This window comes from Actinoplanes sp. NPDC049668, assembly GCF_044465445.1.
Taxonomy (GTDB): Bacteria; Actinomycetota; Actinomycetes; order Mycobacteriales; family Micromonosporaceae; genus Actinoplanes.
Genome location: NZ_JBITLR010000008.1, coordinates 267,944 through 281,916 on the forward strand (window position 1 = coordinate 267,944; position 13,973 = coordinate 281,916).

Genomic DNA, 13,973 nt, shown 5'->3' on the forward strand with positions numbered 1-13,973 from the left:
GGTACGGCGCGGTCAGGCCTCCTCGGGGTCCCGGCCCTGCGCCGCGCGACCGCCGTCGATCGGCAGCACCACGCCGTTGAGGAAGCTCGCCGACTCCGACAGCAGGAACGCGACCACATCGGCGACCTCCTCCGGGCGCCCCATCCGCCCGAGCGGCTGGAGCAGCCGGATCTCCCGCGCGAAGCGCTCGGCACCGGCCGGGGTGAGCCCGGCGAGGTACGCCTCGGACCGCTCGGTGGTGATCGACCCGAGCGCCACCGCGTTGACCCGGATGCCGCGCGGTCCATAGTCGACCGCGAGCGCCCTGGTCAGCCCCTCGACGGCCGCCTTCGCCGTGGCGTACGCGAGCGCGCCGCGGACCACCCGCTGCGCCTGGTGCGAGGAGACGTTCACGATCGCGCCGGCGTTGCGCGGCAGGAACGCGCGGACGGCGGCGGCGCTGCCGACCACCACCGGGGCGAGGTTGCGGCGGATCAGCGCGAGCACCTCGTCCGGCGCGGCCTCGTGCAGCCACACGTCGGAGAAGACCGCGGCGTTGTTGACCCAGCCGGCGAGCGGCGCGGGCACCGCGTCCACCGCCCGCTCGGCGACCGCAGGATCGGCGGCGTCGCCGATCACCGGCACGATCCGCCCGTACGCCCAGCTCAGCGCGGTGGCGTCGAACTCGAGCACCGCGACGTCGTGGCCCGCGTCGGCCAGCCGCTCGACGATCGCCCGGCCGACGCCGCGCCCGCCGCCGGTCACCACGTAGGAGGCCATGCCTCAGCCAGCCAGCCCGGCGCCCCGAACGCAGACCGTCCGCCGCCCGATGGTGCCGGGCAGCGGACGGGATCGGCGACGCGTCAGGGGAAACGCATGCGGCGGGGCCGCGGGATGACCGGTGGAGGCAGGGGCAGGTCGTCGAGGTGGCTCCAGCTCAGCGAGCCGTTCGCGGTCGACTTGATCTCACCGAGGCAGGCCCGCAGCAGCCCGAGGTTGGCGGCGCCCGCGTACCCGGCGATCACGACCTCGGGCGTCGGCTCGATCATCGCGATGGCCGCGCAGATCTTGGCGACCTCACGCTCATCGACCGCGTCGAGCGGCAGCGGCGCCTCGGCCTGCGAGCGACGCCACGGCGGGCCGAAGCGGCGCAGCAGCTCGCGGGCGAGCCGGCCGAACGAGCGGCCCACCTCGGCGTCGCGCATCGACATGCGCGCCGACTGGCCGTAGCACCAGGGCACCACCACATGGCCGTTGATGACGACGAGCTGGTAGACGGACTTGGGGACGGTGATCACCTCCGCGCCGGGCAGCGTGCCGAGGAAGAGGACCAGCTCCTCGTACGGCAACGGCCAACGCGGGTTCGCTAACACTCGTTCCGTGGTAGTCGTCGTGGCGGGGTGAGCGTTGACCTCACGGTCGATGGCTGTGCTCAACGCCTCGGGTACCCGGGTCCAGAGCTCCCCGGCAATCTTGTCGCCGAATTGCTCGACCACCCACTCACTAGGACCGACCAGAACGTCTGGACGCATTCGCTACCACCACCGTCCGTGTCGCTGGCGCTACGTCTGGCTAGAAGAGTTCCACTCCCGGAGATCGACAGGAAGACAATCAGGACCAGTTTTCAAAAACATCCATGAATGAAAATAAGCAGGACAGCCATACTGTTGCCGCAGAGGTGGATCAGCAGGTCCGTGACCCGCATCACATGCAAATTGCACGGCGAACCGCTCGTGCAAGTTGCATGTGAGATCGCTGATCTGTCCTCTATCTGACAGTAGACCGCTCCCACATTTCGAGCGGGTGACCGTCCTGCAAACAGCTACGGACCGTGCTCGACCCCTCGTCGCGGCGCACGCCAGTTGGTAGGGTGCCCGGCTGTGATCGGCGAGGCCAACATCGCGCGGCCGTCCACCCGGCGCACAGACCGCTGGGTGGCCGCCTTCGGGGTGCTGGCGCTGCTCTGCGGAGGCCTCTTCGCCCTCAGCCTGACCTACAGCCGCGCCGCCGCGTCCCGCTCGCAGAGCGCCGAGAGATCGATCCGCGCCGCCCTCGACCGCCAGGGCGCCGCGCTGCTGCGCGGCGACCGGACCGCATGGCTGAGCACCGTCGAGGAGCCCCTCTCCGGAGACTGGGCCCGCCTGTACGCGAACCTGCGCGGACTGCAGGTGTCCGGCTGGCTGCCCCGCACCCGGGGGGTCGCGGGCGGACCGGTGTGGGACGCGGAGGTACAGATCCGGGTCTGCTTCGCGGCGCCGACGTGCACCCGAACGCCGGAGACCTACGTTCCGCTCGGCGACGTCATCTCCGCCCGTACGAAATGGACGGTGAGCGGGGACCGCGCGGTCCTGACCGGCTTCGAGCAGTCCACGACCGACGGCCCGGTGCCGTGGAAGAGCGAGACGCTGACGTTCGCCACCGGCACGCGGGTGGTGGTCGCCGCGCCGCAACACCTGCCGGGCGCCGAGCCGGCGCGCTGGCTGCCCGCCGCGGAACGCGCCGCCCAGGTCGCCGACCGGTACGCCCTGACCGACCCGAAACCGGGCCGCTACCTGGTGTTCCTGGCCGGGGCGCGCGAGTGGAACACGGCGGTCGGCACAGACCGCGAGGCCGCCGCCTTCGTCGACAGAACCAGCGAATCGACGGCGTTCGCCGTGGTCGACGCGACCGGCCTCGGCGCGGACTTCGCGGACGAGATCCTGCTCCGCCACGAACTGGGCCACATCGCGACGCTGCTCGGAACGCTGGACAACGGCGACGAGTGGGCGGTCGAGGGGATGGCCGAGTACATCGCGTACGCGGGCCGGCCGGTGAAGTCCTACGAGCTCATCTTGGACGCGCGCTGGCACGTCGAGCACACCGGCTGGCGCGGCAGGCTGGATCTCGAGTGGTCGACGGACCCTTCGGAGCGGTTCGGGTTCTACGCGATGGGATTCCTGGCCATGCGCTGCATCGCGCAGGAGTACGGCGAGCCGAGGCTGCTCAGGTTCTTCACGGAGGTAGTACGGCGGGGCGAGTCGCCGGAGGAGGCCTCGCGGTCGGCGCTGGGTGTGCCGTGGGATGCGGTGGAGCGCGCCTGCCGGCCGATCATCGCGGGCTGGGTGAACCGCTGATCCGGGATCTGGCGGACCGGGAGCGACGCCGCGCGAACGCCAGCGCTACGCCCGCGAGAACCAGGACACCGACACCGGCGATGACGACCGGCGGGATACCGGAATCGTCCTCGGCCGGGCCGGCGGCGGGCGGGGCGGCGCTCGATGCCGAGGCGGCGGAGCCGGGTGTCAGGGAGGCGGCCACGTCGAGCGCGGCCACCAGATCCAACTCGCCGTAGCCGTAGGCGTCGTCGCGGCCGGCGGGCCCCTTGTCCACGGCGCCGGACTCCAAGGCCTTCACGACCTGGGCGGCGGACAGCTCGGGATATTCGGACCTGATCAGAGCAGCGGCCCCAGAAACGATCGCGGCCGAAACGCTCGTGCCCTCGACCCGCTCATACGGCTTGTCCTCGTCGCCGTTCGCCACCACCACATCAGCACCGGGTGCAGCAAGATCGAGCTGTGGACCCTCGCGGGAGAAGGACGCGTGTTTCCCCGCGCGGTCTGTGGCTCCGACGGCAACCACCTCGGGGTATGCGGCGGGATACACGCTGTCGGCGTCGGCCTCGCGGTTGTTTCCCGCGCCGGCGACCAGCACGACATCCGCGTCGGCGGCCTTCTTGATCGCCGCCGCCAAACCGTCGCTTCCAACGGTGAGGAACGACATATTGATTACCTTGGCTCCGTGCTCGACCGCCCAATCGATCGCCTTGCTGACTACCAATGGGCTGCCGGCCGGTGACACCGGCAGGATCTTCGCAGCGGGCGCGATACCCAGAACTCCGTCACCGCCGGGTCGTCCTCGGCCAGCAATGATGCCCGCCATCTGCGTGCCGTGACCTTCGAGATCGTTGCGGCCGTCGCCCTTGCCCAACACGTTGAACCCGGGCAGCACGGCGCCCTTCAGATCCGGATGTGCAGCCCAGACCCCACTGTCGATCACGGCGACGGTGACGCCTGCTCCCTTGGTCGACAGGTGCGTCTCCTGCACGCGCAACTTCTTCAGATACCACTGCTGGTCCCGGGTCTGATCAGCGTGCGCCGGCGGCGAACACACGGCGAGTGTGATCAGGGACGTCAGGATCGCCGCTGCGGCTCGACCGGAGAATGGAGTCGTCACTCATGCCAACCGATGACGCCGGGTCCAGGATCGTGACGGGGTTGCACCCGCGAGGGCTCGATCACGGGAGGAACCCCCTCCGCGGTTACCCAAGGGTTGTCGGGATCGAAGGACGACGGCTCACCGCGCTCGCCGCCGCGGCTACGGGACCCGGCCGCCGGCGATCCCGGCAGGACCGCGCCCTGCCCTGCGCCGCCGCGGCTCGGCTGGCCGTTCGCACGAGCACCGGTTGGCCCGGAGCCCTGCGGTAACCAGGACGGCGGCACCGGTTTGGCCGAAACACCTCCACCACCGGGCGTGCGCTGGCCGCCTCGGCCGAGGGGAGGGCGCACCGCGCCAGGCAAGCCACCGATGCCGGTTGCACCTGGCGGACCGCCACCAATAACCAGACCCGGTGGGGCCGGGGATGACTGCGGCGTAGTCCCAGTGCCCGGCGGCGGCAGACCCGGCGAGGTGATCACCTCGGCCAACGCCGGTCCTGGCGTCGCACCGTTGGGCCCCGCTAAGCCGGAATTCGGCAGCGGAGGAGGCGGATCATGGGGAACGTCGACAACGCCGCCCAACCCTCCGGCCGCCGATGGTCCGCCGGGGCCTGATCCGCGTTGACGGGGGTCCGCCACGGGATCACTGACAACGGCGCGCGGCTTGAACTCATAGAGATCCGGTGGCCTGATCGTGTTGTCAGGGTGAGCCACGATCCTTTCGGCCCCGCGCATCTGCTCGCGCGCCTTCTCGTCCAGCTCGTCCTCGGCCTTGTCCCACCAACCCGGCACCCAGTCGTCGCTCTTGTCGAGATATGACTGATACAGCGGCTCGATTGCCGTCTTCGCCTGCCGCAGCGCCTCAAGCACTTGGCTCAGAGCACCCGCGTTCGAGTCGGCGATCCGCTTGTTCTCCGCCATGTTGAGGAGCAGGTCATCGATCACGTCGACGAAGGCCGCCGCGGCCTTGTTCTGCTCCGGAGGCCAGGCTCGCGCCAAGGATTCCTTGGCCGATTGCAAGCGTTTGCGCTGATCGTCGAGGAGTCCGGCCATCGCGGCGAGCGCCGCGACCTGGCGCCACGACTCCGGATCATCCTCGCCCTCCACCATCGCCCAGATCCGCGGCGTGTTGTAGGCGGACCAGGGCGTCGCTCCACTCGGAACGAAGACTCCGTCGCTCACGGCGTCGTCCCGCCGTCGCGGACCGTCCGTGCCCGCTCGGTCGCGGCCGTCAGCAGGTGGTTGATGCTGTCGACGCTGCGCGCGGACCGATCGTCGACGGCCCGGAAGTCCCGCGCCGCCTGCTCGGCGGCCTCCGCCAGAATCCTCGCCGCCTCCACGAAACGACCAAGATTGGTAAGGGAGTCGGCCAGGGCCTTCCCGTAATTCTCCTTGGTCCTCAGCAACGGAACACTCGCATTCCGCTGGCCAAACGTGATCCCCGCAGAGAACGACCGCCGGGCCCGATCGACATCCGTCGGATCGACCTCGACGGCATAGAACCCCACGTCACCGGCGAACTGATCCAGCCCACCGGTCTCCACGTTGATCGATCCGTCGCCCATCGCAGCCTCCCGCGCCGGCCCCCGCCCGAGAACCCGCCCAGAATACCGAAGGCCTACGACATTCCGTTGCCCCACGATTACCCAGAAGATCCACGATGGAGGGATGATTTCGCCATAGGCCGACGGTAATGTCCAACACTGTGAGTGGGCACCAGATATACGGTCGGCGACGCCACCCGTGGTCCCTCCTTGCCCTGGTCCTGGTCCTGGTCTCCGGAAGCCTGGGCCTACCCGGACCGGATGCCGGCCTGGAGCCGGACAGCGCCCGCGCCGCCCGCCCCCTCGACCCGGCGCCGCAGCGCGGAGCGTCCGCCGTACACGCCGAGGAGATCATCCGCAGGACGCTCGCCCAGCAGGCCGCCGCCCTGATCGCCGGCGACGAGCGCGCCTGGCTGCGCGACGTCGACCCGCCCCTGACCGCCGAGCTGCACCGCCTGTACCGAAACCTTCGCGGCCTGCGCATCTCCGGCTGGGTGCCCGACCCGGCCGACCTCCGCGCCGGCCAGGACGCCCAGGTGTGGGAGACCGACGTCGGGATCCGGGTCTGTTTCACCGGCCCGGACTGCGCCCCGAGGCGGAGCACCGACCACCTGACGGCGAGCACCACCTGGCGCGTCGCCGGGAACCGGGCCGTGCTCACCCGGTTCGCCTTCGACGGCGCGGCCGGGCTGCCGAGCCGTCCGACGCCCTGGGAACGCGGCACCCTCACCTTCGCGGCCGGCCGCCGGGTGGTCGTCGCGGCGCCGCGTGCCGGGCCGCGGCCGGAGGCGTGGCTGGCCGCGGCCGAGCGAGCGGCCGTCGTCGCGGACCGGTTCACCCTGACCGAGCCGCGGGTCGGCAGCTACCTCGTGTTCCTGGCCGGCCGGTCCGAGTGGCGAACGTGGTTCTCTGCCTTCACCGACCGCGACGTACTCGGGTACGCGCTGCGCCCCAGCGACACCTCCGGCTTCATCGTCATCGACACGACCAAGGTCCGCCCCGGCGCGAAGGGCGAGAACGTGCTCCGGCACGAGATGGCGCACCTCGCCACCCGGTACGGCCCGTCGACCCGCGTCGGCGAGTGGGCGACCGAGGGCATCGCCGAGTACGTGGCGTGGACCGGGCGGCCGGTGTCGGCGTACGACCGGGCCGTCGACGCCCGCGCGCTGGCGGTGAAGCTCCGCTGGACGCGGCAACTCGACCTCGAGTGGTCGCACTCGTCGGCGCTGCGCAGCGGCTACTACGGGATGGGGTTCTTCGCGATGCGCTGCCTGAGCGAGACGTTCGGTGAGGCGCGGATGCTCGACTTCTTCGACCGGATGGCGCACGGCGGGCGCGGGCCGGAGCAGGCGTCGGGCGAGGCCTTCGGCCTGTCCTGGGCGGCGGCCGAGCGGGCCTGCGCCCCGAGGATCAACGCGTGGCTGGGGCGGTGAGCCCGGCGAGGTGGGCGAGCATCGACTGGTTCGCCTCCCAGCCGTCCGGGAACTTCACCGGCACGCCGAGGTGGACCGGCTCGGTCGACGGGTGCGCGTCCAGCAGCTCCGCGATGCCCGCCCGGGCCACCACCACGCAGGCGTGCCGGTGCCGGGAGGTGAGCACGCACAGCCGGCCCGACTCCAGGTGGAAGGCGGTGGCGTCGCGGCGCCCGGAGAGCGGGTGCAGCACGACCGTCAGGTCGTACTCGCGGCCCTGCAGGCGGTTCGCGGTGTCCACCGTGATGTCCCGCGCGTGCTCCGGCAGGAGGGCGCGGATCGCCGCGACCTGGTCCCGGTGTGCCGCGCCGATCGCGATCCGCGACGCGGTCAGCGGCGCCGAGCCGGCCTCCGACACGGCCACCGCGTCCCGGGTCAGCGCGCGGGCCGCGAGGTCCGCGCACGCCGCCGCGGCCTCGGCGTCGGTGCGGACCGTGAACCGCGCCGGCAGCTCGTGAAGGCCCCAGCCGGTCGCCGCCGCGGTGTCCAGCACCGCGTCGAGGTCGGTGCCGGCCGGCGCCGCGAAGCTCAGGGTCCGCTCGCCCGGGCCGGTGCCCGAGCGGAAGCCGGTGAACGGGTAGAACGCCGCCGCGACCACCGGCGCCGCGGACGCCGGCAGGCGCCACGAGACGGGCAGGCGGTGCACCGGCAGCTGCGGGTTGTGGCGCAGCAGCACCGCCACCGCGCTCTGCATCGGGTCCCAGGACAGGCCGGTCCAGCGGTCGACCTCGACCGTCGAGAACGGGTCAAGCTGGCCGGGGTCGCCGACGAAGAGCGCCCGCTCGAAGCGCGGCGCCACGCGCAGCAGCGCGTCCGAGCGCATCTGGTACGCCTCGTCGACGATCGCCCACGGCCAGCTGCCCTCGGTGACCGTCGCCCACTTCGCGGCCGTGCCGATCGTCACCGGCGGGCCGCCCAGGTCCGCCACCTTGGCGCCGACCCGGCAGCTGGGGTGTGCGCGGACCCGCTCCGTCGCCGCGTAGTCGACCGCCGACAGCCGGCCGACCGACAGGGTCGGCGACGCCGCGCCCAGGCGGGCGATCAGGTCGTCCACCTGCTCGTTGGTCTGCGCCACGATCATCAGGGACGTTCCGGTGGCCGCCAGTACGCCCGCCGCGCGGACGACCAGGGTGCTCTTGCCCGCGCCGGGCGGTGAGTCGACGACGACGCCGCGGTGCTCGGTCGTCGCCAGGTCCCGCAGCACCGCCTCCACCACGCGGGTGGCCTCGGCGGCGGGGGTCTCGGAGGACAGGGTCACCGACGCACCGTATCCCGTCACGCCCGCGACGCAGGATCGTCACCAGATGTGAGTAAACCCGTCCACATTGTTACCTGTCGAGTATCCGACGATACCTTGAGTAAATGACCGATGGTGTCTACAGGCCTATCCTGCGACCTCGTCGTGGTGAGCTCGCCGCCCTGCATCATCTCGACGCCGACGCGGCGAAGCTGGTGATGCCCATCATCGAACTCTCCCCGACCGAGCAGCTACCGCAGCTGGTCCGCAAGATGCCGCCGCGGACCGGCGCGATCGCCGTCGACCTGGGCGCCATCGGGGATTCCGGCGATCCGCTCTCCTCGCCGCCGCTCGACCTCGCCGAGGAGCTCGCCGACGTCGGCGTGGCGATGCTGCCGGTGCTCCGGGCGTACGACAGTCCGCGCCGGCTGCTGGAGCACGGGCTGGCCGCGCGCATGCACCTGATGCGTGCCGTCCTGCGGTTCCAGCCGCACCTCGACGCCCGCAACGCGCTCACCGCGACCGCGCTCACCGACCGGATGCTCGCCGGGGCCGGCCTCGAGTTCGATCGCGTCGATCTGGTGATCGATCTGGCCGAGACCGCCTGCACCGCGCACGCGAACCGGTTCGAGGAGCGGGCCCGCAGCGTGCTGCGCTGGGCGCGGGCGTCGCCCTGGCGGTCGGTCACCATCGCCGCCGGCGCGATGCCGCCGAACCTCGACGACCTGCCGACCGACGAACCGGTCACGGTCGGGCGGCTCGACGCGCAGGTCTGGGCCCGGCTCAGCGAGCCGGGCATCGGCTACGCCGACTACGGCGTCACCTCCCCGGTACGCAGGCTGGGCATCAGCCACCGGCAGCTGCCGACGCTGCGCTACACCGCCGACCGCGACTGGTGGATCTACCGCTGGGCCCGGCGCGGCGGGCGCAGCGACGACCGGTGCCACGACCTGTGCCGCACCCTGGTCGCCTCGCCACAGTGGCCGGCGGCCGGCGCGCGCTTCTCCTGGGGCGACGCGCAGATCGCCCGGCAGGCCCGCAGCGCGCGGGGCGGCGGCAGCCCGGCGAGCTGGATGGCCTGGAGCACGTCGCACCACATCGCGCACGTGCTCCAGGCCCTGGCGCCACCCTGACGAGTTTTCGTACACTTGTGCCAATGCTGTTCGACGCGGCGCTCGCCTACGCCCGGCACGGGATCCCCGTCCTGCCGGTGCACACGCCTGCGGCCGACGGCACATGTTCCTGCGGCCGGGCCGGCTGCGAGCGGCCGGGCAAGCATCCGCGCCTGCGGCACGGCCTGACCGAGGCCAGTGTCGATCCGCGGCGCATCGAGATGTGGTGGGCGCGGTGGCCGGAGGCCAACGTCGGGCTGCGCACCGGCGTCGTCATGGACGTCGCCGACGTCGACTCCCCCGGCGGCTGGCACGGCCTGCGGCATCTGCTGGGCGGCGAGCTGCCGCGGGGGCCCCAGGTCCGGACGGGCGGCGGCGGCTGGCACTTCTGGTTCTCCCCGATCGGGTACGGAAACCGCGTGCGCCTGCTGCCCGGCGTCGACTGGCGCGGGTCGGGCGGCTACGTGATCGCGCCGCCGTCGCGGCACGCGAACGGCACCGTCTACTACTGGGTGATGCGTCCCGGCGATCCGGCGGACGTCCCGGCGGCGCTGCGGGACCTGGTCGCCGGCCCGGATCCGCCGTCCGCGATCCACGAGGCCGGCCGGGACGCGATCGTCCATCCCGACCGTTACGCGGCCGTCGCCCTGGAAGCCGAGACGACCCGCGTCGCCAACGCGCCCGTCGGCACCCGCAACGACACCCTGAACCGGGCGGCGTTCGCGCTCGGCCGGCTCGTCGGCGCGGGCCTGCTGGACGCGGCGGCGGTGACCGGCGAGCTGACCGCGGCGGCGCGCTGGGCGGGCCTGGGCCGCGCCGAGACGGCCCGCACGATCCGCTCCGGCCTCGGCGCGGGCCGGCTCCGGCCGCTGGACGCGGTCCGGGGCAGGGTCGCGTGAAAGCTAGTCGCGCGGCTCCGATGACGGCGGGCCGCCGTGTGTCCACGGGGTCTGGTCCGGGTCCGGGAAGGCGCCGCCCGGGCGGTAGGCCTCGCTCAGCGTGGTGAACAGCAGCCGCTCGCCGACCCCGGGCACGCTGCCGGGCTCGGCGACCAGCTTGCGGCCCATCCCGCCGGAGAGCTCGAGCAGCACCTCGGTCTTGGCGTCGTCGACCGCCGTCACCGAGACGACCAGCGCCTTCTGGCCCGGCCGGACCGGCGAGGTCAGCGTCGCGCCCTTCTCTACGCGTACCGGCTCGGAGGTGACCACCATGATCCGGGGGCGCAGCACCGGGCGCTTGCCGCTGTCGTCGATCCGGTCCGCCTTGGCCAGCGTCACCTCGCCGGCGAAGGCCGCGCCGGTCAGCCGGTACTCGGCCATCACCAGCGGGTCGTCGAAGGCGCGCTGCACCGCGTACCGGGTGGCGGCGTTCTCCAGGCGGTGCAGCCGGGCGGCGGCCGCGACCGCGCCGTCGCGCCGGGGCTGGGGCGGGCCGCCGTCGGCCAGGTGCTGCACGAAGCCCGAGTAGGTGTCGCGGTCGCCGTCCCAGCGGCCGGCCACCCGGGAGCCGGGCGGCAGTTCGCGCAGCAGGTCGAGGGCGCGCCACATGAGTTGCCAGGTGGGCAGGAGCTGGGCGCGCAGCACCTCGGTCAGGGCCGCGACGTCCGGCGACGCCGTAGACATCAGCGGCGCCAGCACGTGGTTGTCGAACGACGGGTCGGTGGCCGGGCCGGCCGGCGGGGACACCGCCGGGTCCTCGGCCGCGCGCGCGGCCTCGGCCCCGGTGCTGCCCGGCGGCGGGGAGATCCACCCCAGCAGGGCCGCGAGCTGGGCGTCCTCCGCGCCGCTCTGCCCGGTCGCCCAGTGCAGACCCAGCGCCTGTACGGCGTTGAGCAGCAACGACGACCCCGGCAGCTCGGCGGAGTTGGCGAAGAACGTGAGCCAGCGCCCGAGCAGCGGCACCGAGGGCGGGACCGCGTACTCGCCCTCGGTGGTGCGGAAGCGCGTCGACCGGCCGAACAGGCGCAGGAAGTCGACGCCGCCGGTGTTGGGCACCCAGAGCTGCGGCGCGTCGGTGAAGCGGTACCGCACGTCGCGCCCCCGGTCGACGGCGACCGGCTCGGTCGCACCCGCGAAGCCGTCGACGTAGGGCACCAGCACGTCGGCGAGCTCGGCGGCGAACGCGAAGCGGTGGTCCCGGTTGCGGGGCTGCGCCACCACCAGCAGCCGGGGATCGCGTTCGGCGCTGCCGACCATCGCCGCCAGCGGCGCGTTCGCCTCGCCGGCCATCGCCAGCGGAATGATCACCAGCGGGCGCGGGTGTATGTGCAGGTGGCGTACCGTCGCGGTGCGCTGCGCCCGGCCCTGCGCGTACGCCTGCGCGCGGGCGAGCGCGGTGAGCGTACTCATTCCAGCTCGGCCCGCAGGCGCGCGGCGGCCCGCAGCAGCGCCGCGGCCTCGGCCTGCTCCGCGGTCGGCGCCCGGTCGCCGGTCGCGAGGGCGAGCACCTCGTCGACGGTGCCGACGCCGCCGAGCGCGTCCCGGACCGGCCGGCCCAGCGCCGCGGTGCTCCCGGCGGCCTCGTGCCGGCAGTAGACGGCCAGCTCGCAGGCCGAGAGGCATTCCGGTGCGTAGCTGGCCTCGACCTGGGCCAGCGCGGCGATCAGGTCGGCGCTGGGCAGCACCGGATCGAAGCTGACCGACTCCGGCAGGGCGGCGGCCAGCGCCGAGACCGAGGCCAGGCGGGTGAGCTGGCGCTTGAGGGTGGCGAGCTGCTTGCGGACGTCGAGGACCACGGCGGCCGGGCTGAGCGAGAAGTTCTCGGTGCAGACCAGCACGACGTCGTGGCTGACCAGCTCCGGGTCGTGGCCCAGCTCCTCGAGCAGCCGGCGCAGCGCGAGCACGTAGACGGCGGCCTGCACGGCGGCCGCGGAGACCTTGGCGCTGTCGGCCTGGCCGTCCACGATCGCGAACGACTTGATCTCGACAACGTGCAGGCGGCCCTCGACCTGGAACGCGATCAGGTCCGGCTCGAGGAAGACCCGCTGGCCGGCGACGTCGAGGGTGAGCAGCGGGTGGTCGATGAGCGCGGCACCGGCGGCCTGCGCGAGCAGCCTGCGGGTGCGCCCGTGCCGGGCCGCGAGCGTGTCGTCCGCGTCCTCGCCGAGGTCGTCGTAGCTGACCGTGGCGGGCTCGAGCCGCAGGCAGTCGGCGAGCACCGAGAGCAGCAGCGCGCAGCCGTCGGCCTTGAGCATCGCCTCGAAGCCGTTGCCGCGGGCCAGCGCGAAGCGGGACTGGCCGAAGTTGCCGGGGAAGCCGATCGCCTGGGCGAGCTTCGGCTTGTCCACGCCGGCCGCGTCCAGCACGGCCCGGCGGGTGCAGCCGGGGTTGCCGGTGAGCGCGGCGATGGTGCGGGCGTTGTGCCGCTTGGGCGGTGCGCCGCCGCGCAGCCGGTCGAGCGCGGCGCTCACCGGCGGCCCCGCTGGTGCGGCAGGCCACGCACGCCGAAGAGCTGCTGCCGCGCGGGAAGTTCGCTCCACCGCCGGATGGTCTCCTCCGGCGGCGGCGTGAGCGCTACGCCGGCGAGGGCGGTCCGGGCCGCGTCGGCCAGCGCCGCCGGGTTCTGCACCGCGTACGCCTCCGGTCCGCCGGGCACCCGCTCGGCGAGCCGGCGCAGCAGCTCGGCCGCCGCGCGGCCGGCGGTTTCGCGCATGGCGATGAATTCGGCGATCCGGACGACCGCCGCGAGTTCGTCGGCGACCGGCGCCGCGATCCGGCCGGTCACCGGCCAGGTCGAGAGGGTGAACAGGCCGCGGGCCGGGGTCAGGTCCGGCAGCAGGGCCGGGCAGATCCGGTACGCGGCCGGCACGTCCTCGGCGAACTCCCGCTCCTCCTCGCGCAGCAGCGCGGCCAGCGCGGCGGTGGAGAGGTCCCCGTCGAAGAGCGCGCCGTGCACGTCCACGATCAGGCTCGCGGCGGCGGGCGCACCGATCAGCAGCAGGGTGCGACGCGCCTGCTCGCGGGCGCTCGGCAGCGTGCTCAGGCGGTTCATGGCGGCCGCTTCCGTGGGGGATTCGTTGCGGATCGACTTTAGATCTTCATACAGGACGCAGGCAATGTGGGGACGAGTCAGCACGTTTCACCCACGGGAGGTGAATAAATCGCGCGTATCGGACAGCACCCAGGCGGCGCGCTACGTTCGGGGTATGCCGAAGGCCATCTGGAACGACGAGATCATCGCGGAGAGCGACGACACCGTGGTAGTCGAGGGCAACACGTACTTCCCGCGCTCCTCGCTGCGCGAGGACGTGCTGCGCCCGTCGGATACGCACACCGTCTGCCCGTGGAAGGGCAAGGCTTCCTACTACACCCTCGAGTCCGCCGGGCAGGTCACCCAGGACGCGGTCTGGTTCTATCCGGAGCCGAAGCCCGACGCCAAGGCCGTCCGCGACCGGGTCGCATTCAAGAAGACGGTCAAGGTCGAAGCCTGACGCTCAC

General features: G+C 72.8%; 14 protein-coding genes. 5 read left to right on the forward strand and 9 right to left on the reverse strand.

The window, feature by feature from the left end:
• Window positions 1–12 precede the first annotated feature (12 nt).
• Entirely contained in the window at window positions 13–759 is a 747-nt protein-coding gene (locus ACIBSW_RS32195) for an SDR family oxidoreductase (protein ID WP_354720118.1), read from the reverse strand.
• Window positions 760–842: 83 nt separating this feature from the next.
• Window positions 843–1,475: a hypothetical protein gene (locus ACIBSW_RS32200; RefSeq protein WP_354720117.1), complete on the reverse strand. Its 633-nt coding sequence runs from the start codon at window positions 1,473–1,475 to the stop codon at window positions 843–845.
• 384 nt (window positions 1,476–1,859) lie between these two features.
• On the opposite strand from ACIBSW_RS32200, the gene ACIBSW_RS32205 reads away from it, so the two are divergent.
• Window positions 1,860–3,092 (forward strand): hypothetical protein, encoded by a 1,233-nt coding sequence (locus ACIBSW_RS32205; protein ID WP_354720116.1) that lies wholly within the window; start codon window positions 1,860–1,862, stop codon window positions 3,090–3,092.
• On the opposite strand, the gene ACIBSW_RS32210 is transcribed toward ACIBSW_RS32205, so the two are convergent.
• The 3 genes from ACIBSW_RS32210 to ACIBSW_RS32220 are packed head-to-tail and all read right to left on the reverse strand — an operon-like array spanning window position 3,067 to window position 5,737.
• Window positions 3,067–4,191: a S8 family serine peptidase gene (locus ACIBSW_RS32210; protein ID WP_354720114.1), complete on the reverse strand. Its 1,125-nt coding sequence runs from the start codon at window positions 4,189–4,191 to the stop codon at window positions 3,067–3,069. The genes ACIBSW_RS32205 and ACIBSW_RS32210 overlap by 26 nt on opposite strands.
• Window positions 4,188–5,354: a hypothetical protein gene (locus tag ACIBSW_RS32215; protein ID WP_354720112.1), complete on the reverse strand. Its 1,167-nt coding sequence runs from the start codon at window positions 5,352–5,354 to the stop codon at window positions 4,188–4,190. Before ACIBSW_RS32215 ends, ACIBSW_RS32210 begins: the two co-directional genes overlap by 4 nt.
• The gene (locus ACIBSW_RS32220; protein ID WP_354720110.1) at window positions 5,351–5,737 is read right to left on the reverse strand and encodes a hypothetical protein; all 387 of its coding nucleotides are present in this window, start codon (window positions 5,735–5,737) and stop codon (window positions 5,351–5,353) included. Before ACIBSW_RS32220 ends, ACIBSW_RS32215 begins: the two co-directional genes overlap by 4 nt.
• A 140-nt stretch (window positions 5,738–5,877) precedes the next feature.
• On the opposite strand from ACIBSW_RS32220, the gene ACIBSW_RS32225 reads away from it, so the two are divergent.
• A complete protein-coding gene (locus ACIBSW_RS32225; RefSeq protein WP_354720108.1) occupies window positions 5,878–7,149 on the forward strand; it encodes a hypothetical protein in 1,272 nt (423 codons plus the stop codon).
• Here ACIBSW_RS32225 and ACIBSW_RS32230 read toward each other — a convergent pair.
• Window positions 7,127–8,440, reverse strand: coding sequence for an AAA family ATPase (locus tag ACIBSW_RS32230; RefSeq protein ID WP_354720162.1), 1,314 nt, complete (start codon window positions 8,438–8,440; stop codon window positions 7,127–7,129). The genes ACIBSW_RS32225 and ACIBSW_RS32230 overlap by 23 nt on opposite strands.
• Window positions 8,441–8,550: 110 nt before the next feature.
• Between ACIBSW_RS32230 and ACIBSW_RS32235 the strand changes: the two genes are divergently transcribed.
• Together ACIBSW_RS32235 and ACIBSW_RS32240 are read left to right on the forward strand one after the other, a co-directional pair.
• Window positions 8,551–9,558: a beta family protein gene (locus ACIBSW_RS32235; RefSeq protein ID WP_354720107.1), complete on the forward strand. Its 1,008-nt coding sequence runs from the start codon at window positions 8,551–8,553 to the stop codon at window positions 9,556–9,558.
• Window positions 9,559–9,581: 23 nt separating this feature from the next.
• Window positions 9,582–10,436 carry a bifunctional DNA primase/polymerase gene (locus ACIBSW_RS32240; protein ID WP_354720105.1) on the forward strand — a complete coding sequence of 285 codons (855 nt, stop codon included), beginning with the start codon at window positions 9,582–9,584 and terminating at the stop codon, window positions 10,434–10,436.
• Window positions 10,437–10,439: 3 nt separating this feature from the next.
• Here the strand turns inward: ACIBSW_RS32240 and ACIBSW_RS32245 are convergent, their stop codons facing one another.
• From ACIBSW_RS32245 to ACIBSW_RS32255, 3 genes are read right to left on the reverse strand one after another with little or no spacing between them, the layout of a single operon-like run.
• Window positions 10,440–11,885, reverse strand: coding sequence for a hypothetical protein (locus ACIBSW_RS32245; RefSeq protein WP_354720103.1), 1,446 nt, complete (start codon window positions 11,883–11,885; stop codon window positions 10,440–10,442).
• Window positions 11,882–12,946 carry a hypothetical protein gene (locus ACIBSW_RS32250; protein ID WP_354720101.1) on the reverse strand — a complete coding sequence of 355 codons (1,065 nt, stop codon included), beginning with the start codon at window positions 12,944–12,946 and terminating at the stop codon, window positions 11,882–11,884. Before ACIBSW_RS32250 ends, ACIBSW_RS32245 begins: the two co-directional genes overlap by 4 nt.
• Window positions 12,943–13,527 carry a hypothetical protein gene (locus tag ACIBSW_RS32255; protein ID WP_354720100.1) on the reverse strand — a complete coding sequence of 195 codons (585 nt, stop codon included), beginning with the start codon at window positions 13,525–13,527 and terminating at the stop codon, window positions 12,943–12,945. The genes ACIBSW_RS32250 and ACIBSW_RS32255 overlap by 4 nt, the downstream gene beginning before the upstream one ends.
• Window positions 13,528–13,681: 154 nt before the next feature.
• On the opposite strand from ACIBSW_RS32255, the gene ACIBSW_RS32260 reads away from it, so the two are divergent.
• Window positions 13,682–13,966: a DUF427 domain-containing protein gene (locus tag ACIBSW_RS32260; protein ID WP_354720098.1), complete on the forward strand. Its 285-nt coding sequence runs from the start codon at window positions 13,682–13,684 to the stop codon at window positions 13,964–13,966.
• Window positions 13,967–13,973: the final 7 nt, after the last annotated feature.